At 41.6% G+C, this 19453-nt stretch carries 18 protein-coding genes; 8 read left to right on the forward strand and 10 right to left on the reverse strand.

Annotated features, from left to right (window positions below; genetic code table 11):
- From BKL49_RS09240 to BKL49_RS09265, 6 genes are all read right to left on the reverse strand, one after another.
- On the reverse strand, window positions 1–577 hold a 577-nt coding region (locus tag BKL49_RS09240), incomplete at its 3' end, for a hypothetical protein (protein WP_077424763.1).
- Window positions 578–829: a hypothetical protein gene (locus BKL49_RS09245; protein ID WP_077424765.1), complete on the reverse strand. Its 252-nt coding sequence runs from the start codon at window positions 827–829 to the stop codon at window positions 578–580.
- A gap of 149 nt (window positions 830–978) precedes the next feature.
- On the reverse strand, window positions 979–1836 hold the full coding sequence (locus BKL49_RS09250; protein WP_077424767.1) for a hypothetical protein: 858 nt from the start codon (window positions 1834–1836) through the stop codon (window positions 979–981).
- 134 nt (window positions 1837–1970) lie between these two features.
- Window positions 1971–2825, reverse strand: coding sequence for a hypothetical protein (locus tag BKL49_RS09255; RefSeq protein WP_077424769.1), 855 nt, complete (start codon window positions 2823–2825; stop codon window positions 1971–1973).
- Window positions 2826–5624, reverse strand: coding sequence for a toxin VasX (locus tag BKL49_RS12505; RefSeq protein ID WP_077424771.1), 2799 nt, complete (start codon window positions 5622–5624; stop codon window positions 2826–2828). It lies immediately after the preceding gene.
- Between the two features lie 11 nt (window positions 5625–5635).
- The gene (locus tag BKL49_RS09265) at window positions 5636–6976 is read right to left on the reverse strand and encodes a DUF4123 domain-containing protein (RefSeq protein WP_077424773.1); all 1341 of its coding nucleotides are present in this window, start codon (window positions 6974–6976) and stop codon (window positions 5636–5638) included.
- A 386-nt stretch (window positions 6977–7362) separates the two neighbouring features.
- Between BKL49_RS09265 and pyrG the strand changes: the two genes are divergently transcribed.
- On the forward strand, window positions 7363–8997 hold the full coding sequence (gene pyrG, locus BKL49_RS09270) for a glutamine hydrolyzing CTP synthase (RefSeq protein ID WP_077424775.1): 1635 nt from the start codon (window positions 7363–7365) through the stop codon (window positions 8995–8997).
- 84 nt (window positions 8998–9081) lie between these two features.
- Here pyrG and BKL49_RS09275 read toward each other — a convergent pair whose 3' ends face one another.
- The 3 genes from BKL49_RS09275 to BKL49_RS09285 are packed head-to-tail and all read right to left on the reverse strand — an operon-like array spanning window position 9082 to window position 11332.
- Window positions 9082–9849 carry an amino acid ABC transporter ATP-binding protein gene (locus BKL49_RS09275; protein ID WP_077424777.1) on the reverse strand — a complete coding sequence of 256 codons (768 nt, stop codon included), beginning with the start codon at window positions 9847–9849 and terminating at the stop codon, window positions 9082–9084.
- Window positions 9850–9858: 9 nt separating this feature from the next.
- Window positions 9859–10575 (reverse strand): amino acid ABC transporter permease, encoded by a 717-nt coding sequence (locus tag BKL49_RS09280; protein WP_077424779.1) that lies wholly within the window; start codon window positions 10573–10575, stop codon window positions 9859–9861.
- The gene (locus tag BKL49_RS09285; RefSeq protein WP_077424781.1) at window positions 10559–11332 is read right to left on the reverse strand and encodes an amino acid ABC transporter substrate-binding protein; all 774 of its coding nucleotides are present in this window, start codon (window positions 11330–11332) and stop codon (window positions 10559–10561) included. The genes BKL49_RS09280 and BKL49_RS09285 overlap by 17 nt, the downstream gene beginning before the upstream one ends.
- Before the next feature lie 258 nt (window positions 11333–11590).
- Between BKL49_RS09285 and BKL49_RS09290 the strand changes: the two genes are divergently transcribed.
- Window positions 11591–12472 (forward strand): pirin family protein, encoded by an 882-nt coding sequence (locus BKL49_RS09290; RefSeq protein WP_077424783.1) that lies wholly within the window; start codon window positions 11591–11593, stop codon window positions 12470–12472.
- 71 nt (window positions 12473–12543) lie between these two features.
- Here the strand turns inward: BKL49_RS09290 and BKL49_RS09295 are convergent, their stop codons facing one another.
- Entirely contained in the window at window positions 12544–13413 is an 870-nt protein-coding gene (locus tag BKL49_RS09295) for a DMT family transporter (protein ID WP_077424785.1), read from the reverse strand.
- A gap of 227 nt (window positions 13414–13640) precedes the next feature.
- Here BKL49_RS09295 and nudC point away from each other — a divergent pair, with 227 nt between their 5' ends.
- From nudC to glmS, 6 genes are all read left to right on the forward strand, one after another.
- Window positions 13641–14453, forward strand: a complete 813-nt coding sequence (gene nudC, locus BKL49_RS09300; RefSeq protein WP_077424787.1) for an NAD(+) diphosphatase — start codon at window positions 13641–13643, stop codon at window positions 14451–14453.
- A gap of 12 nt (window positions 14454–14465) precedes the next feature.
- Window positions 14466–15530 carry a uroporphyrinogen decarboxylase gene (gene hemE, locus BKL49_RS09305; RefSeq protein WP_077424789.1) on the forward strand — a complete coding sequence of 355 codons (1065 nt, stop codon included), beginning with the start codon at window positions 14466–14468 and terminating at the stop codon, window positions 15528–15530.
- Window positions 15531–15539: 9 nt separating this feature from the next.
- Window positions 15540–16130 (forward strand): YjaG family protein, encoded by a 591-nt coding sequence (locus BKL49_RS09310; RefSeq protein WP_077424791.1) that lies wholly within the window; start codon window positions 15540–15542, stop codon window positions 16128–16130.
- A gap of 145 nt (window positions 16131–16275) precedes the next feature.
- A complete protein-coding gene (locus tag BKL49_RS09315) occupies window positions 16276–16548 on the forward strand; it encodes an HU family DNA-binding protein (protein WP_077424793.1) in 273 nt (90 codons plus the stop codon).
- A gap of 129 nt (window positions 16549–16677) precedes the next feature.
- Window positions 16678–17451, forward strand: coding sequence for a DeoR/GlpR family DNA-binding transcription regulator (locus tag BKL49_RS09320; RefSeq protein ID WP_077424795.1), 774 nt, complete (start codon window positions 16678–16680; stop codon window positions 17449–17451).
- Window positions 17452–17502: 51 nt separating this feature from the next.
- A complete protein-coding gene (gene glmS / locus BKL49_RS09325) occupies window positions 17503–19335 on the forward strand; it encodes a glutamine--fructose-6-phosphate transaminase (isomerizing) (protein WP_077424797.1) in 1833 nt (610 codons plus the stop codon).
- Window positions 19336–19453: the final 118 nt, after the last annotated feature.

A 19453-nucleotide genomic window follows, 5' to 3' on the forward strand; every position in this document is an offset into this window, starting at 1 on the left:
GTGGGTTTTCGTGAGGGAGTGTAATCACCAAACTGCCAAAATAGTTTGGTCTAATCCACGGGGTGAAAAAATCCGGATTTAAAAAATTGAGTAACTGTTCTCTATCCCGCTGCACGGATTTTGGATAGTGCATAATATACAACTGTCCCCACGACCAAAAATAGACCAAACGACGTTTGGCATCAAACCGCATCGGACGCCATTTGGGGGAAGCCACCATAAAGAACCAGAATAGCGGAAAAAGGATAAAGAACCAGCCCCAGTAGCGAGCCGACCAATGCATTTCAAACATTTCTTTTTTAAATACTTCATAACCGTCATTTAAGTATTCACTTTTAATAAAATTCCAACTTTTTTCCAACCCCCAATCGACCGAAATCGCCCATTTCATATCGTTAATCATACTTTGAGTTGTAAAGTAGTCATAAATCAAAAATCCAACCGAGCATAAAAACCATACCCAAGAAAGGTCAGCCCGAATATGCCCGTCGTTATAACGGCGTATTTCAATTACGCCATTGCCTAATTGCTTCACATTACGTGCAATCACATCAGGGGTATATTGAGAAATAGACATTTATTTTACTCCTGTGTAGGTTATTTCACTTTCAAAATAATCGGCACTTAACTTGCGCCAAAACGTTGAAATATCTTCGCCCAGTTTCGGGTGTTTGAGTGTTACCGTTAATGTGTTCATCGCATTTTTTCCTTTTATCTCTCGAAGATAGTGATAATTTCGCAGACTACGAATTTCTGACAGATCAATTAAGATTTTGCCTTCGTGCAAAAATTGTTTACGAACATTATTTGTCGGAATAGGTATCGGCATTGGTATAGTGCTTCCCATAGCGAATAGGTGGTGAGGCGTATAGTCGGTTATTGTGATTTCAATTGCCAGTTTATCTACACAAAACTTCTTCAAAAACAACCGCACTTTAAACTTGTTTTCTTTAAAGTGCGGTCAATATTTGGGGTGTTTTATGCGTTTTTATCCAACCACGCCTGAATGCGGGCTTCGGTTTTCTTTTCGTTATAGCCGATTTGAGGAAATAGGCTGAATTGATAGAACCAATTAAAATAATCACTCGCAATACGTTTTTCTTTTTTGAAAAATTGACCGTATTCTTCATCAGGATTTTCGCTGCCGAGATAATCCAAAATAAAGCTTAAAAGGGCGTGATTTTGGTTTTCACAGGCAGGGCGGTAAATGCCCAAAGGCACGCGGCGGGTGCGTTTTTTCTGTGGGTTTTCGTGAGGGAGGGTAATCACCAAACTGCCAAAATAGTTTGGTCTAATCCACGGGGTGAAAAAATCCGGATTTAAAAAATTAAGTAACTGTTCTCTATCCCGCTGCACGGATTTTGGATAGTGCATAATATACAACTGTCCCCACGACCAAAAATAGACCAAACGACGTTTGGCATCAAACCGCATAGGGCGCCATTTTGGCGAAGCCACCATAAAGAACCAGAATAGCGGAAAAAGGATAAAGAACCAGCCCCAGTAGCGAGCCGACCAATGCATTTCAAGCATTTCTGCTTTAAATTCATCATAATAACCTTGGGGGGGGGCTTTATCATACCAAGAAAAAGAAAGGTGCTGTTTCCAAGTGTCTGCTATTCCCCAATCAACAGAAATAGCCCATTGAATATCTCTAAACATGGTTTGAGTTGTAAAGTAGTCATAAATCAAAAATCCAAATGAGCATAAAAACCATACCCATGACAAATCCGCACGAATATGTCCGTCATTATAGCGGCGTATTTCAATTACGCCGTTGCCTAATTGCTTCACATTGCGTGCAATCACATCAGGAGTATATTGAGAAATAGACATTTATTTTACTCCTGTGTAGGTTATTCCACTTTCAAAATAATCCGCTTTCACTTTCTCCACCAAGTCGAAACTTATTCAAAAACAACCGCACTTTAAACTTGTTTCCTCTAAAGTGCGGTCAATATTTGGGTGTTTTATGCATTTTTATCCAACCACGCTTGAATGCGGGCTTCGGTTTTCTTTTCGTTATAGCCGATTTGAGGAAAAAGGCTGAATTGATAGAACCAATTAAAATAATCACTCGCTATGCGTTTTTCTTTTTTGAAAAATTGACCGTATTCTTCATCTGGGTTTTCGCTGCCGAGATAATCCAAAATAAAGCTTAAAAGGGCGTGATTTTGGTTTTCACAGGCAGGGCGATAAATGCCCAAAGGCACACGGCAGGTGCGTTTTTTCTGTGGGTTTTCGTGAGGGACTGTAATCACCAAACTGCCAAAATAGTTTGGTCTAATCCACGGGGTGAAAAAATCCGGGTTTAAAAAGTTAAGTAACTGTTCTCTATCCCGCTGGACGGATTTTGGATAGTGCATAATATAAAGCTGCCCCCACGACCAAAAATAGACTAAACGGCGTTTGGCATCAAATCGCATCGGGCGCCATTTTGGCGAAGTCACCATAAAGAACCAAAACAACGGAAAAAGAATGAAGAACCAGCCCCAGTAGAAACTTGCCCCATGCATATTTATCATTTCTACTTTAAAATTTTCGTATGTTCCTGGAATAAAGGATTTATCTGGAGCCATTCGGGCATAAAATTCCCAAGTTTCTTCTACCCCCCAATCAACTGAAATAGCCCATTTCATATCATTAATCATACTTTGGCTCGTAAAATAATCATAAATCAAAAATCCAACCGAACATAAAAACCATACCCAAGAAAGGTCAGCCCGAATATGCCCGTCGTTATAACGGCGTATTTCAATTACGCCGTTGCCTAATTGCTTCACATTACGTGCAATCACATCAGGGGTATATTGAGAAATAGACATTTATTTTACTCCTGTGTAGGTTATTTCACTTTCAAAATAATCGGCACTTAACTTGCGCCAAAACGTTGAAATATCTTCGCCCAGTTTCGGGTGTTTGATTTTTACCGTTAATGTGTTCATCGCATTTTCTCCTTTTATCTCTCGAACGTAACGGTAGTTTCGCAAGCTGCTAATTTGTGTCATATCAATTAGAATTTCACCCTCACGCAAAAATTGTTTACGAACATTATTTGTCGGAATGGGCATCGGCGTTGGTATAGTATTTCCCATCGTGGATAAGAAGTGAGACGTATAATCCATTATGCTGATTTCAACCGTCAATTTATCTACACTGCTTTTATCATTAAATGCCGGACAATACACTTTTAGCTGATATTGATTTGCTAAGATAGTATCAATTGAAATTCCCCACACTAGGTTATAAAAACCTTCCATTTCTTTCTCAAAGAAAATTTTAATTTCTTTCACTTCACTATCTTGTTCTAAAGATAATAGTCTTCCTGCTACTTCAAATCTTTTTAGTAATTCTAATCGCCTTTTCCCCCAATACTCCCCCGAGTTCCCCCAGAACCCCGTCCGCACCCATTGTTCAAATTCATTGTCCGACACCATTGACACCAGCACCGCCCCTATCGCTAAAACAACCCCAACGCCTACAAAGAAACCGGTATACGCAAAAGTGGAAAGAAAGAAACTAACTTCCGCTCCCCCTGCCATTATCGCCGAATGCTTCGCCGCCGTATCGCCGGTGCGTAACGCCTGCATGCCCTGTTGGTAGGCTATCACTACCCCTAATATATTGGCGAAACGCCCCACGTTTTTTAATGTGAGGTATTTGGAAAGCTGAAGCCCTCTACCGCTCACGCTTTCGATACCTATCGGCTCTTGCAAACCGGTTAACGCATAAATGTGCTTGATGAGGCTTTTATCCAAACGGGTATAAAGTTTTGTTATTGCTTCTTGACCAAAATGTTTGTTGCGCTCCATACTCGCCACTAAGGCGGCAAAGTCGTTAATCAACCGTGCCACAGGGTGAAGAAAGACACTGTTTGATGATTCTTCTTTATATTTTGTCCATTCTTTTAAGTTGACCAGTAATAAACCACCTGCAAAGAAGGTGCCCACAAGTTCGGTAAACTTAAACACTCGAAATGCCGGACTGTTTTCATTTTTCACCACGACCTGTACATCCAAATGGATGGAATGGGATAATAATGTGCGGGAAGCTTTAGAGAGTTGTGCTTGATAATGTGCCGCCCCCAATTCGTGGAACAATGCCTCGGCATTTTTTATCAGTGCTTTCATTTGTTGATTAATTATCTCCGCACCGGCATCTAAGGTTGCCACGTTTGATACGGATACCTTTTCCAGTTTTAGCCCCGTTGCCGCTAAAAATTGTTGATACGGAATGGCACTTTTGTGTTCTTCTTTCCATAACAACATTTGTGCGCCCATAATCGATTCAATCATCACATCAAAACGTAATGCCTTTACAGTGTGTTTTTTCGCGCTCTCTCCGCCGAGTTGATTGATTTTACCGACTATCGTCAATAGATTGGTTAAGCTGTCGCCCCACGGCTTGCCCATGATGAGGAGCTGTTGTTGGGTTTCCATCCCTTTCGGCATATCACCCAAATTGCCCATGGCATTGGCATAAAATGCCATAGCATAATCTGCAACGGAGGCGAGCTGTGTCCATTGTTTTTCGTTTTCTTTACATAAGTCGGTTAAAAACGCCATTTTCGTTCGCGGTGTACCATCGCCCGTTTGTTCAAGCAAGGCCGACTGCACTTTCGCCAGGTTTGCCATGGCTTGTTCATGAATCAGCGGGGATTTCTGCGCATATTCATTGATTTTTTCCCGCATGCCTTTATCCAGCGGATCCGAACTCATAAAGCGTTTAAACCTATTAGGATTGTGATATACCTTCTGTTCAATTTGTTTAATCGCTTTGGCGATCGTGACTGGATAGAGTATTCGGGTAAATTCTTTTAAGTCGTTGGCAACTAATCGTTGGTGATAGGCGGCAATATCTTTAATATCACCAATCCGATCGAACAAGGCTACGACAACGGTTTTCTGTGCCGTACAATGTTCAAACACCTGATGGGTTTTATTGTAACCAATTCCCGTTGCCCGCCGATAGCTATCCGCCTTATCCCGTTCGGCATATTGTGGATTAAAATCCGCGACCTTGGTTGAAAGTTGTTCGCCCGAAAAGACAAAATCCCCACCAGACAGCACGATTTTTTGCATCACTGTCGCCCGTTTTTGAGCGTTGCGTTCCAATTCTTCAAACATTTCCGGCGCCCAGCGCGTTTCGCTGTAAGCACACTCTATGGCACTGACCTGTGGATGAACATAAGCATAAGGCAAAGATTTCGGTAGTTTTTTCCATTCTCCACGAGCCGTGCCATCCGCCCATACATACTGAATAAAACGGTAAGGTGCGATAACCGAACCGTTCAGTTCCGGTGCATTACTGTCCTCCCGATCGACCGTATATTCAAACACCAACCAACGTTTCTTCTCATCTGTCGCGCGTCCTACATGCTTGACGCGCGCCAGTATATAAAAATATCCCTGACGCAAACGACGCAAATCATAGTTTTTATCCCCAATACCCGTTGGCATGGGCGGCACATTGCTCCTTTCTGCCGCTTGATTTAAAGCTTCCGCCGTCAAGCTAAAACGCACCGGTAAAATCGGGATTTCAGGTAATTGACAGGCTAACGGCTCTCCAAGTGTTCGACTATTTGGGTCTAATCGACCGTCTGTATCAATGTTATCTGTTGGCATAATAAATATTCCTAATGTTGCGTAGATAGACGGGCTTTTTCATAAAGCAATTCACCAATTTCCGCTTCGCTGAGATCACTGCCGTATTCTTTTTTAAGCTCATATTGATAATTTTTTAATTTCATCATATCGCCGGAAAGGTAACAAAGTGATTTCACTAAATTGATGATACTACCTTCCAGCTTAAAACCTAATTCAAGTGTGTTATGGAAATATTTCTCAATATCCGGCGCTAAAATTTTCCGTTCGGGAAATTCTGTCGTAATAATTTTTAATAATTTATTTAAGAATTGTTCTTTTTCGATCTCTTCGAAACAGCTTTTCAGATAATCATCGTATGTAACCGCTACCGGCAATATTGTTTCAGGCAAATTTTCTAAACTAAAGATATAAAAACGGTTTTCTATTCTTGCCGCAAAACTTTCAATAATACTTTCTCCCTCTTTTACGCCAAAAAATGACGCCAATCTGGCAGGATCATTCGCAATGTAATTTAAATAAGGAACCAACACTCTTGGATCATAAAAACGGAAGAAATACCACTTATCTGTCTCTTCTTGGTATAGATGAGTAAATTTGCGTAAATGGTAATGCACCTCGTCAAAATTTCGTTTTGTACGGACAAAAATTGCCGGATTAATATCCCAACAACCAAACCAAATTTTTTCCGCTTGGGTAAATAATAGACGGGTAAAATCAGCGGTTTCTCTGTCGCTTACCGTCAACTGAGTTAAATAAGGTGCATTGGTATCCATCTGATTTTTTAATTCACCTTTATATAGTGAATCCGTTCTTCCTTCACTTTCACAAAGCTGTGGCAAAATAAAAGATCTCACACCGTCAACAATAGCATAGTAGCGGTAAGTATCAGGGTTTGGGGTGAAATTTGGGTTATGCCAAAATAGTCCTTCTTGAGGGTTATCACGCGAATTTAAATCCGAAAAGAAGGGATGAAAAATCAGCGGTTCCGGCAAATACGGAGGCTGATGAGTATGGAGCTGAAAAATATCTGGTAAAGGAGAGATCGTTAAGGTTTCCTGTACCAAGTATGATCTTTGATCGCTATGAGTTTCGTGTTGCACAATCAGAAAACGCAATTCTTGCTTATCTAATTGTTGCGCTGCAGATAAAATATCCGCTTGATATCCATGCCGCTGAAACCAAGTTGTTGCAGGCAGAGGCGCCAGTTGACTGGTAAGTTTACATTGGTGCCGAGTTTTATAAGTTTCAATTTTTTGTTGAAAATTATCCCGACTTTCGGCAAAACCAATTAAGTGTCCGAAATAATGAATATTCGGGTTATCCAAATGAATAAGCTGATAATAACCAGCCCAAAGTTGTATTTCTGACATAAAATTTCTACCTATAATAATGCCCTATTCCCTAAAGCGCAGATAAAGAAATGGCCTTAAATAAAGGACTATACGAAATATTTACAAAACTCGGCTATTGTACAAGAACCAAATTTTTTAACCTAGGCTTAATTTATCGCGTCTCATTGTGATAACGAATATATGTATGGAATGCTTGTTTTTTATTCATTGATATTTCCAGATGATATAGGGAATATCAATGCTTAATTCTGGTCTCCCATTGAGTTCACTCGACAAATAAGGTAAACTGCCGTCCCGTCTTTGATAGCTAATCCTTTTCAATTTTTGACCGCACTTTGGGTGAAAATCAAGTAAGAAGATGATTAGCTATAATCATTTCTCTCCCAACACAAATTAGGTTCTCTATGGCTACAAATTATATTTTTGTCACCGGCGGTGTGGTTTCATCGTTAGGTAAAGGCATTGCGGCTGCATCATTGGCGGCAATTTTAGAAGCGCGCGGTTTAAACGTGACGATTATGAAACTCGACCCTTACATCAATGTGGATCCGGGTACGATGAGTCCAACCCAACACGGAGAAGTATTCGTTACGCAAGACGGGGCGGAAACGGATTTAGATTTAGGACATTATGAGCGTTTTATTCGCACCAAAATGACGAAACGCAATAATTTCACCACCGGTAAGATTTATTCTGAAGTGCTACGTAAAGAACGCCGTGGCGATTATTTAGGTGCGACCATTCAAGTGATCCCCCATATCACCAATGAAATTAAAGATCGCGTAATTGCCGGCGCGCAAGGACACGATGTGGTGATTGTGGAAGTGGGCGGCACAGTCGGTGATATTGAATCCCTGCCATTCTTGGAAGCCTTACGCCAGCTTGCTGTACAAGTAGGGCGTGAACATACCTTATTTATGCATTTAACGTTGGTACCGTACATTCCAACGGCAGGCGAAGTGAAAACCAAACCAACCCAACATTCTGTGAAAGAATTGCTATCTATCGGTATTCAACCGGATGTGTTGATCTGCCGTTCTGATCGTATGATTCCGCCGAATGAGCGTGCAAAAATCGCTTTATTCTGTAATGTGCCGGAACGTGCGGTGATCTCACTAAAAGATGTAAATTCAATCTATCAAATCCCTGCATTATTAAAATCACAAGGTTTGGATGATTTTGTGTGCGATCGTTTTCGTTTGAATTGCCCGGAAGCGGATCTTTCCGAATGGGAACAAGTGCTTTACAAACAAGCCAATCCGGTAGGCGAAGTCACTATCGGTATGGTAGGAAAATACATTGAATTGCCGGATGCCTACAAATCTGTCAATGAAGCCTTAAAACACGCAGGCTTAACCAATCGCTTAACCGTCAATATTAAATACATTGATTCCCAAGATGTGGAAACGAAAGGCGTGGAAGTCTTGAAAGGTGTCGATGGTATTCTTGTGCCGGGTGGTTTTGGTTATCGTGGCGTGGAAGGCAAAATTATGACCGCACAATATGCCCGTGAAAATAATATTCCTTACTTAGGTATTTGCTTGGGAATGCAGATTGCATTGATTGAATATGCACGCAATGTGGCAGGACTTACCAAAGCAAACTCTTCTGAATTTGACCGCACTTGTGAACAACCGGTGGTGGCATTAATCACCGAATGGCAAGATGCGGAAGGAAACACGGAAGTACGCAGTGATAAATCCGATCTCGGTGGCACAATGCGTTTAGGTGCGCAGCAATGCCATTTGGTTGAAGGCAGCCGTGCGCGTGAGTTATATGGTTCGGAAACCATTGAAGAACGCCACCGTCACCGCTATGAAGTGAACAACACGTTACTTCCTCAAATTGAAAAAGCGGGTTTAAAAGTAACGGGTTTATCGGCTGATAAAAAATTAGTGGAAATTATCGAAGTGCCAAATCATCCTTGGTTTGTCGCTTGTCAATTCCATCCGGAATTTACCTCCACACCACGTGATGGTCATCCGCTGTTTGCCGGTTTTGTCAAAGCCGCCTATGAAAACCATAAAAAATCCGCGTAAATTTTCGGATTAATCAACCCAAAGTGCGGTTAAAAATCTTAATGAATTTTAACCGCACTTTGCTTTGTATTGCTTGATTTTGGCTTAAATACAATAATCCAAATCCACCGGCATTTTTGCCTGTAATAAAAATTGTTTTGTTCGTTCTTTTTGTGGACTACCGAAAAATTTTGCCGCACTGTTTTGTTCCACAATCTTCCCGTCTGCCATCAAAATTACCCTGTCCGCGACTTCTTTGGCAAAGTTTAATTCGTGAGTGACGATAATCATTGTCCAACCTTCTTTAGCAAGTAATTTGAGGGCTTGTAACACTTCTCCCACTAATTCCGGATCAAGGGCAGATGTGGGTTCATCCAATAAAATCAAATCAGGCTGCACCGCTAATGCACGGGCAATGCCAACACGTTGTTGCTGACCGCCGGAAAGTTGGGAAGGATATAATTCCGCTTTATGTTTAAGCCCAACTTTGTCCAATAATGCGAGGGCTTTTTCACGGGCTTGAGCTTTCGGTTGTTTTTGAACCGTTACCATTCCTTCCATTACATTTTCAAGGGCGGTACGATGCGGAAATAAATGATATTGTTGAAATACCATAGAAGAACGGCGGCGTAGTTTCAGCGTTTCCGCTTTGCTAATTTTCTTACCAAAATCAATGTTTAAACTACCGTCCATAAATTCCAACACGCCTTGTTCCGGGCGTTCTAACAAATTTAAACAACGTAAAAAGGTGGTTTTCCCCGAGCCGGAAGGGCCCAGAATTGCCACCACTTCCCCCTTATTGATCTCAAAATCGATCCCTTTCAGCACAGGATGACCGTTAAAACTTTTATGAATATTTGTCACTTTTAACATAACCGTTCCTTATAAATGGCGGGAAAGACGTTTTTCCAAATGGATTTGTGCAAGCGAAAGGACAAAGCAGAACACCCAATAAATCAAGGCGGCTTCACTATAAATAAGAATAAATTCATAGTTTTCTGCCGTGATATTTTGTGCCACGCGAAACAGTTCCGCAATCCACACCAGTGAGGCAAGAGAGGTATCTTTTACCGTGCTGATAAAGGTGTTTGATAAAGAGGGGACGGAAATGCGTAATGCTTGTGGCATAATGGTGCGAATAAAGGCTTGGCGATAATTCATTCCAATGGCATAAGAGGCTTCCCACTGTCCTTTCGGAATGGCAAGAATGGCGGCACGCACGGTTTCTGCCGCATACGCCCCGATATTAATAGAAAAAGCAATAATCGCTGTTGGGAACGGATCGAGCGTAATTCCTACTTCCGGCAAGCCGTAGAAGATAATAAAAATCTGTACCAACATTGGCGTGCCACGAATAAGGGAAATATAGGCACGACAAATTATCTGCAAGATTTTTGTGGCAACACTTGGGGTGGGTAAGGTGCAGATCACCGCTACAATCACCGCAATCAATAAACCGCAAGAAAAAGAAATCACCGCAAGGGGAATTGTGTATAAAACAGCCGCTTCCAACATAGGCAAAAACGAGCTGATCACATAATCAGCCCGTTCTACCGTCATAAATGGAAGGTTGGCTAATAAATTATTGAGTAATGTCATCGCCAAACCATTTAATTGAAAGTTGTTTTAATGTGCCGTCTTGGCGTAATGCCTCAAGGGCTTGATTTACTTTCTCAACGAGTGGTTCTTCACCTTTTAAGAACGCAAAACCGGTTGGAATTTTTTTATCGCTTTCCACAGCAATTTTTAAACCGGCGTTGGGTTGTTTTTTGAAATAATCCAACACAGCCAATTTATCGTTTACGGTGGCATCCACACGACCTTGTTTTACCGCTTCAAGATTTTGTGCAAGGCTATCAACCGTAACAATGACAGCCCCGTTTTCACGGGCATCTTTGCTCCAGTTACTGGTGGCGGATTGTGCTGATTTTTTACCTTTTAAATCGGTGAAGGTTTTAATAGTGTCATTATCACTTTTCGTCACAATCACTCCGGCAGAATAGTTATAAGGTGCGGAATAATCGTATTTTTTCAAACGTTCCGGACTTGGATTCGTTTGGTTTGCGATCACATCAAAACGTTTCGCATTTAATCCTGCATACATTCCGTCCCACGCGGTTTCTTTAAATTCCACTTTCCAACCTAATTTTTCTGCTACTTTTTCAATAACTTCCACATCAAAGCCTGTCAATTTGCCGTCTTTATCGTGGAAGGTAAAGGGGGCATAGGTGCCTTCCGTTCCTACTAATAATGTTTTGTTTTTTTCAATGCGATCAGCAATTTCCCCTGCATTAGCAAAAGTAGAAAATAGGATTCCTGTGGTTAAAAGTGCGGTCAAAAAACGTGATTTTTTCATAATGAATGTTCCTTATAAGTCTGTTGTTTTGCAATGTTCGGATTATAAAAGTCAGTTTAATGAAAAAACAAGATGATTTCTTTATGAGTTAGATGCTTTTGTTATAAAGCTGAGAATATTGTTATCTCAAACAAGATTATTTTTTCTTTTTAGTTAAATATATTTTAACAAAACTGATATTTATTCATTTTTAGCTAAGAGTATAATGCGCCACATCAACAGAATGATAGGTTTTAACAATAAATCAAGGAGTTTTATATGAAAAAAGTAGCAAAAGTTTTCGCCGCACCGGAAAAACATTGGGTCGGTAACGGTTTCCACGTGGCTTCTATGTTTAGTTATAATGACAAAGATAAAAACTTAGATCCGTTCCTTTTAATGGATTACAACGCACCAAAATTTTTCCAAGGTGGTCGCCGTGATGATTCTGAGTTTGATTTGCGTGGTGTGGGAGAACATCCACACCGTGGTTTTGAAACCGTAACAATTGCTTATCAAGGTGAAGTTTCTCATCGTGATTCCTACGGTGGTGGCGGTACGATTGGCACGGGAGATGTACAATGGATGACCGCCGGCTCAGGCGTGATGCACGAGGAAATGCACTCTGAAAAATTTGCCAAAGAAGGCGGTTTATTTGAAATGGTGCAACTTTGGGTGAACTTACCGGCAAAAGACAAAATGACAACACCAAAATATCAAGCCATTAAATCGGCAGATATTCCGGTGGTCGCCTTACCGAATAATGCCGGTTCTGTACGGGTGATTGCAGGCGATCTGCTTGAAACCAAAGGTGCGGCAAGTACATTCAGCCCAATTAATATGTGGGATACCGTAATGAATGCGAATGCCTCCCATACTTTTAGTGTGCCGGCAAGCCATAATGTGATCATTTTGGTGTTAGACGGTACGATTCAAGTAGGCGGTGATGCCATCGCGCGTCGTGGCGAGTTAGTCACTTTTGAACGTGGTGGTGAAAACGTATTGATTGAATCGAACAATGAAGCGAAATTGTTGATTTTAACCGGTGAACCATTAAATGAGCCGATTGTGGGTTATGGGCCGTTTGTAATGAACACCCGTGAACAAATTGTTGAAGCATTCAATGATGTTCAAGCCGGCAGATTTGGTCGTTTAGACTAAAAGTTAAAGCCATCCGAAAGGATGGCTTTTTTTATGGAGAGTGAAAACGTCATCATCATTTCAAAAATCTTTTAAATTTTTGACCGCACTTTTGCCAGTAAACTAACCGAAACAATGATCACCAGTGCGCCGATCCAAAAATAAAGGCTTGGTGTATGCTGCCAAATGAGCCAGTCAAACAAACTGGAAAAAATCACGCCGCTAAAAGCAAAAGGCGTAATCACATTTGCCGGTGCATATTTGAAGGCTCGGGTTAAAAGCAGTTGGAAGATGAGTCCAAATCCTCCCACCAGTAAAAGCAGCCCAAATTCATTTAAATCCGGCATTTTCCACTGTGGAAAAAAGAACATCGGCAATAGCAATGTGCCAATTAAATGGAAGTAAAACACAATATTTTTCGGTGAATTGTGTTTGTTGAGTTCTTGTAAACTAATAAATGCCATTGCCGCCAAAATTGCGCCACTTAATCCAATCAGCACATAAATCGGTTCAAAAGAACCGTTATGATTGGTGAGCAAAATAATGGATACGCCGACAAAACCCATTAAACTGCAGGCTAAGACATTAAGTGGTGTTTTTTGACGGAAAAACAGTAATAAAATCGGCACAAATAACGCGGAAGTATTCAGTAATAAAACGGCAATTGAGAGGGGTAAAAATTTCACGACATAGAAATTAATCAACATACTCGCCACGCCTGCCAAATTTCGTAAAACCAAAAATTTCCACTGGGCGGTTTCCACTTTAAAATCCCGATCTTTAATCATAAAAGGCAGTAAAAACAACAAGCCAATGAAAAAACGGGCAAACAGCGTTTCACTGGCTGGCAACGTGTCGGACGCGGTTTTCACAAACACATTCATTAAGGTAATGCTGCAATAAGCGGACACCATAAAAATGATGGCTTTTTGGTAAGGTGAGAGCGTGGTATTTATTTGCATAATGACAAGTTCCTTATAGATGTTCACGATAGATAATGTCGATTTTTACTACCTATATCACGTGAATTTGTACATCATAAGGAAAGAAACCAAAACATTCAAAACTATTTCAATTTTTAACCGCACTTCATATTACTTTAAACTTTTTAAGTCTTTGATTTAATCGGTCTATAATAGTGTTTAGTATTAGAAGCAAGCAAAGTGCGGTCATTTTTGGAGAAGATTTTATGAAGAGAATTCAGGCAACCGATTTGGGTTATTGGCTACTTACTCAGGGTTCAAATTTGCATTTAATCGGTGGTCATTTACCGTTCGGCACTGCCGAATCTTTAGGGATTAGCGGTTTGAAAGGAATGACAATTGGTGAGTGGGAAGGGGAAACACTTTGGCTTATTGAAGAGCAAACGGATGACGGACGGGATTATGTTAGTTTGCGTGAACAGCTTTCCTTGCCGGAAGAAAAATTCCATCTTTTAAATCGTGGCGTGGAAATTAATCACTTTTTCAAAACACATCAATTTTGTGGCAAGTGTGGTCATCAAACCAAGCAAACAGAAGATGAACTTGCCGTGCAATGCACAAATTGTGGCTACCGTACTTATCCTGTTATTTGCCCCTCAATTATTGTTGCCGTACGCCGTGGCACGGAAATTTTACTTGCCAATCATAAACGCCATTATCAACCGAATGGTGGCGGCATTTACACAACCCTTGCCGGTTTTGTTGAAGCGGGGGAGACTTTTGAGCAAACCGTTCGCCGTGAAGTTTTTGAGGAAACGGGGATTCAGGTAAAGAATATTCGCTATTTTGGCAGTCAGCCTTGGGCATTTCCTAATTCTCAAATGGTGGGATTTTTAGCCGACTATGACAGTGGCGAAATTCGTTTACAAGAAGCAGAAATTCACGATGCCCGCTGGTTTTCTTACGATCAGCCCTTGCCAGAATTACCACCAGCAGGTACTATCGCACGCAAATTAATTCGTGCTACGCTTGCGCTTTGCGAAACAGAAAATCAGCAGCAACAAGCAGAAGATAACTAAAAGGAAGCCTAAATGTCAGAATTAAAAAATGATCGTTATTTAAAAGCCTTGTTACGTCAACCGGTGGATTGCACACCGGTATGGATGATGCGTCAAGCAGGGCGTTATTTACCGGAATATAAAGCAACCCGTGCGCAGGCAGGGGATTTTATGTCCCTTTGTCGCAATGCGGAGCTGGCTTGTGAGGTTACATTACAACCGTTACGCCGCTATGAGTTGGATGCGGCGATTTTATTTTCCGATATTTTAACCATTCCCGATGCAATGGGATTGGGATTGAGTTTTGGGGCGGGGGAAGGCCCGAAATTTGCCCGCCCGATTGAAAGCAAAAGTGCGGTGGAAAATCTACCTATTCCCGATCCGGAACAAGAACTGCAATATGTAATGAATGCGGTACGCACAATTCGTCAAGCACTAAAAGGGGAAGTGCCGCTTATCGGTTTTTCCGGCAGCCCTTGGACACTCGCCACTTATATGGTGGAAGGCGGTTCAAGCAAAACTTTCGGCAAAATCAAAAAAATGATGTATGCAGAACCCCAAACCTTACATTTGTTGCTCGATAAATTAGCGAATGCCGTTACCCTTTATTTAAACGCGCAAATCAAAGCTGGGGCGCAATCGGTGATGATTTTTGATACTTGGGGCGGCGTGTTGGGACACCGTGAATATTTGGATTTTTCCCTGCAATATATGCACAAAATTGTGGACGGCTTGATTCGTGAAAACGAGGGACGCCGCGTGCCGGTGACCTTATTCACCAAAGGTGGCGGATTATGGTTGGAAGCCATTGCCAATACCGGCTGCGATGCCATTGGTTTGGATTGGACGGTTAATCTTGCCGAGGCAAAAGCACGGGTAGGGCATAAAGTAGCCTTGCAAGGTAATATGGATCCGAGTGTGCTTTATGCACCGGCAGAGCGTATTCAACAAGAAGTGCGGTCAATTTTGGCGGATTTTGGGGAAGGCAGTGGTCACGTGTTTAATCTTGGTCACGGTATTCATCAAGATGTGCCGGAAAGCGCGCCGAAAATCTTTGTGGATGCCATTCACGAGTACTCCAAAGCCTACCATAAATAAGGAACAGTGATGAGAAATCCTATCCATAAACGTCTCGAAAATTTAGAAAGTTGGCAGCACCTTACTTTTATGGCGACATTATGCGAACGTATGATGCCGAATTTTAAATTGTTCTGTCAAATGACGGCGTTGGAAACGGAAGCAAAGACTTACCAGAACATTCTTAATTTGGTATGGGAATATCTAACGGTAAAAGAGGCGAAAATCAATTTTGAAAATCAGTTGGAGAAATTGGAAAACATCATTCCTGACGTGAATCATTACGACACCTTCGGCGTGGTTCCCGCCTTAGATGCCTGTCAAGCCCTCGCGGAGCTGTTACACGCTATTATTGCGGGCGAAACCTTAGAAAGAGCGGTAGAAATTAGCCAAATTTCATTAGGCACGGTGACGGCATTATTGGAAACGGAAAACGGTCGTGATTTTTCTGAAAGTGAATTGAAGGAAAATGAGGATATTCAAGCGGAATTGGACGTTCAATGGCAGATTTATCGATTGTTAAAAGAATGTGAACAACGTGATATTGAACTGATTCTCGGGCTAAAAAATGAAATTCGCGCCGAGGGAATTTCAAATATTGGTATAGAATTTAATCAATAACGTGAGATTTATCACAAAATTTGAAAATCGTGCTTTTATTTCATTAAAAGTTAGATTATCCTCAAGCCCAGCTGTTGCCTTGGTAAAAATGCTTTGGTAGCGAGCTTTATTAAGAGACAAATTAAATTAACAAAAGGTACAAGTTATGAACAAAACAGATTTAATTGATGCAATTGCAACGGCTGCAGAGCTAAACAAAAAACAAGCTAAAGCAGCATTGGAAGCAACTTTAGACGCAATCACTGAAAGCCTTAAAAAAGGTGAACCGGTACAATTAATCGGTTTCGGTACATTTAAAGTAAATCAACGTGCAGCACGTACAGGTCGTAACCCACAAACCGGCGCAGAAATCAAAATTGCCGCGTCTAAAGTGCCTGCATTCGTATCAGGTAAAGCATTAAAAGACGCAATCAAATAATTGCCTCGTTACCAATAATAGACCCTGCTCAATCGCAGGGTTTTTTATTGCCTAAAATTTTCTTTACAAAATAACCGTGCTTTTATAAACTTCCGAACCGAAATTTACACCGTAACTTTGTTGGTAAAAATGAAACAAAATCACGCTCCACGCAATACACAACAACGCCGCCACACCATAATGCAGATTTTGCAGGAACAGGGAGAAGTCAGTGTAGAACAGTTGGTGAATTTATTTGAAACCTCGGAAGTGACTATTCGCAAAGATTTAACCGCCCTTGAAACCAGCGGTTTTTTATTGCGTAAATACGGTGGGGCAATCTTAATGCCAAAAGAAATTATTGATGAAAGCGAAAATGATGAACTTTCGGAACGAAAGCAAGTCATAGCAAAAGCCTCCGCCGAGCGAATTCGTGATCACAATCGTATTATTGTGGATAGTGGTAGCACCACCGCCGCTTTAATTAAACAACTTAACCGCAAGCAAGGCTTGATTGTGATGACAAATTCTCTTTCCGTGGCGACAGCACTTCGTGCCTTAGAAAATGAACCTACCCTCTTGATGACGGGCGGAACTTGGGACACACGTTCCGAATCTTTCCAAGGCAAAGTGGCAGAACAGGTGCTACGTTCTTATGATTTTGACCAGCTTTTTATCGGTGCGGATGGCGTTGATTTGGCTCGAGGCACAACCACCTTTAATGAATTGGTTGGTTTAAGTCGGGTGATGGCAGAAGTCTCCCGAGAAGTGATTGTGATGGTTGAATCACAAAAAATCGGCAGAAAAATGCCGAATTTAGAATTAACTTGGCAGCAAATTGACGTGTTGATTACCGATAAAGGGCTGTCAGAACAAGACAAGCAGGCAATTTTGGCACAAGGCGTAGAAGTTATTTGCGTATAAAGTGCGGTCAAAATTGCCGTGATTTTTTAAATTAACAAATGAGGAAAATTTATGTGTGGTATTGTTGGTGCGGTTGCACAGCGTGATGTAGCAGAAATCTTAATTGGTGGATTACATCGTTTGGAATATCGTGGTTATGATTCTGCAGGCGTTGCCGTAGTAAACGAACAACAGGAATTACAACGTGTACGTTGTTTAGGAAAAGTAAAAGCCTTAGATGAAGCCGTAGCCGAAAAACCGTTAATTGGTGGCACAGGTATTGCACACACCCGTTGGGCAACCCACGGTGAGCCTTCCGAGGCAAATGCTCACCCGCACGTTTCCGGCAATTTTGCCGTTGTACATAATGGAATTATTGAAAATCACGAAGAATTACGTGAAGTATTAAAATCCCGTGGTTATGTTTTCCTTTCACAAACCGATACGGAAGTGATTGCCCACCTTGTAGAATGGGAAATGCGTAGCACAGATTCATTGTTAGAAGCGGTTCAAAATGTTGTGAAACAACTTACCGGTGCATACGGAATGGTGGTGATGGATCGCCGTCATCCGGAACACCTTGTTGCCGCCCGCTCCGGCAGCCCGTTGGTGATTGGTTTAGGTATCGGTGAAAATTTCTTAGCCTCGGATCAACTTGCGTTATTAAGCGTTACCCGCCGTTTTATTTTCTTAGAAGAAGGCGATATTGCAGAAATTACCCGCCGTACTGTGGATATTTACGATGTCAATGGCAACAAAGTTGAACGTGAAATTCACGAATCAAACCTTGAAAATGATGCAGCGGAAAAAGGCAAATTCCGCCACTTTATGCAAAAAGAAATTTATGAACAACCAACCGCACTTATCAACACAATGGAAGGGCGTATCAATCACAACAATGTGATTGTCGAAGCGATTGGCAATGGTGCAAAAGAAATTTTAGAGAAAGTGCAGCACGTTCAAATAGTGGCTTGTGGTACATCCTACAATTCGGGAATGGCGGCACGTTATTGGTTTGAAGCCCTTGCCGGCGTAAGTTGTGATGTGGAAATTGCCTCCGAGTTCCGCTATCGCAAATTTGTGACCCGTCCAAACAGCTTATTACTCACCCTTTCCCAATCGGGTGAAACGGCAGATACCTTGGCGGCATTACGTTTAGCGAAAGAAAAAGGCTATATGGCGGCAATGACAATTTGTAACGTAGCGGGTTCTTCCCTCGTGCGTGAATCGGATCTCGCCTTTATGACCCGTGCCGGTGTGGAAATTGGCGTTGCCTCCACAAAAGCCTTTACCACCCAATTAGCGGCAATGTTAATGTTGGTGACGGCAATCGGGAAACTCAATGGCAATATTTCCGAGGAAAAAGAGAAAGAAATTGTGAAAGCCTTACATTCTCTTCCTGCCGACATTGAAAAAGGCTTAGCCTTCGACAAAGAAATTGAAGCCTTGGCGGAAGATTTTGCCGAAAAAAATCACGCCTTGTTCTTAGGCCGTGGCGAATATTATCCGATTGCAATGGAAGCCTCGTTAAAATTAAAAGAGATTTCCTACATTCACGCCGAAGCCTATGCTGCCGGTGAATTAAAACACGGCCCATTGGCATTGATTGATGCGGATATGCCGGTTATCGTGGTAGCACCAACCAATGATTTATTGGAAAAAGTGAAATCGAACATTGAGGAAGTGCGTGCGCGTGGCGGTCAATTATATGTCTTTGCCGATAAAGAAGCCGGTTTTACTGAAACGGACGGAATGAAGATCATCACAATGCCAAAAGTGAATGAACTCATCGCCCCAATTTTCTACACCGTGCCAATGCAATTATTGGCTTACCACGTGGCATGGATTAAGGGAACAGACGTGGATCAACCGCGTAACCTAGCCAAAGCGGTTACCGTGGAATAAAGTGCGGTCAGTTTTCCTTTAGTTTTGAATCCGTCTTATGAAAATAGGGCGGATTTCTTGTTTAAAATCGACCGCACTTTCGTGCTAAACTACTGCCATTTTTTTCACATTGAGGCAA

The sequence above is a fragment of the Rodentibacter myodis genome, assembly GCF_001999305.1.
In the GTDB taxonomy this organism is placed as follows: domain Bacteria; phylum Pseudomonadota; class Gammaproteobacteria; order Enterobacterales; family Pasteurellaceae; genus Rodentibacter; species Rodentibacter myodis.

Coding starts and splice junctions, on each gene's coding strand:
- glmS (WP_077424797.1), top strand. CDS start 17,503: ATGTGTGGTATTGTTGGTGCGGTTGCACAGCGTGATGTAGCAGAAATC.
- BKL49_RS09295 (WP_077424785.1), bottom strand. CDS start 13,413: ATGCAAATAAATACCACGCTCTCACCTTACCAAAAAGCCATCATTTTT.
- BKL49_RS09285 (WP_077424781.1), bottom strand. CDS start 11,332: ATGAAAAAATCACGTTTTTTGACCGCACTTTTAACCACAGGAATCCTA.
- BKL49_RS12505 (WP_077424771.1), bottom strand. CDS start 5,624: ATGCCAACAGATAACATTGATACAGACGGTCGATTAGACCCAAATAGT.
- nudC (WP_077424787.1), top strand. CDS start 13,641: ATGAAGAGAATTCAGGCAACCGATTTGGGTTATTGGCTACTTACTCAG.
- BKL49_RS09245 (WP_077424765.1), bottom strand. CDS start 829: ATGCCGATACCTATTCCGACAAATAATGTTCGTAAACAATTTTTGCAC.
- BKL49_RS09315 (WP_077424793.1), top strand. CDS start 16,276: ATGAACAAAACAGATTTAATTGATGCAATTGCAACGGCTGCAGAGCTA.
- hemE (WP_077424789.1), top strand. CDS start 14,466: ATGTCAGAATTAAAAAATGATCGTTATTTAAAAGCCTTGTTACGTCAA.
- BKL49_RS09280 (WP_077424779.1), bottom strand. CDS start 10,575: ATGACATTACTCAATAATTTATTAGCCAACCTTCCATTTATGACGGTA.
- BKL49_RS09265 (WP_077424773.1), bottom strand. CDS start 6,976: ATGTCAGAAATACAACTTTGGGCTGGTTATTATCAGCTTATTCATTTG.
- BKL49_RS09290 (WP_077424783.1), top strand. CDS start 11,591: ATGAAAAAAGTAGCAAAAGTTTTCGCCGCACCGGAAAAACATTGGGTC.
- BKL49_RS09320 (WP_077424795.1), top strand. CDS start 16,678: ATGAAACAAAATCACGCTCCACGCAATACACAACAACGCCGCCACACC.
- BKL49_RS09250 (WP_077424767.1), bottom strand. CDS start 1,836: ATGTCTATTTCTCAATATACTCCTGATGTGATTGCACGCAATGTGAAG.
- pyrG (WP_077424775.1), top strand. CDS start 7,363: ATGGCTACAAATTATATTTTTGTCACCGGCGGTGTGGTTTCATCGTTA.
- BKL49_RS09255 (WP_077424769.1), bottom strand. CDS start 2,825: ATGTCTATTTCTCAATATACCCCTGATGTGATTGCACGTAATGTGAAG.
- BKL49_RS09275 (WP_077424777.1), bottom strand. CDS start 9,849: ATGTTAAAAGTGACAAATATTCATAAAAGTTTTAACGGTCATCCTGTG.
- BKL49_RS09310 (WP_077424791.1), top strand. CDS start 15,540: ATGAGAAATCCTATCCATAAACGTCTCGAAAATTTAGAAAGTTGGCAG.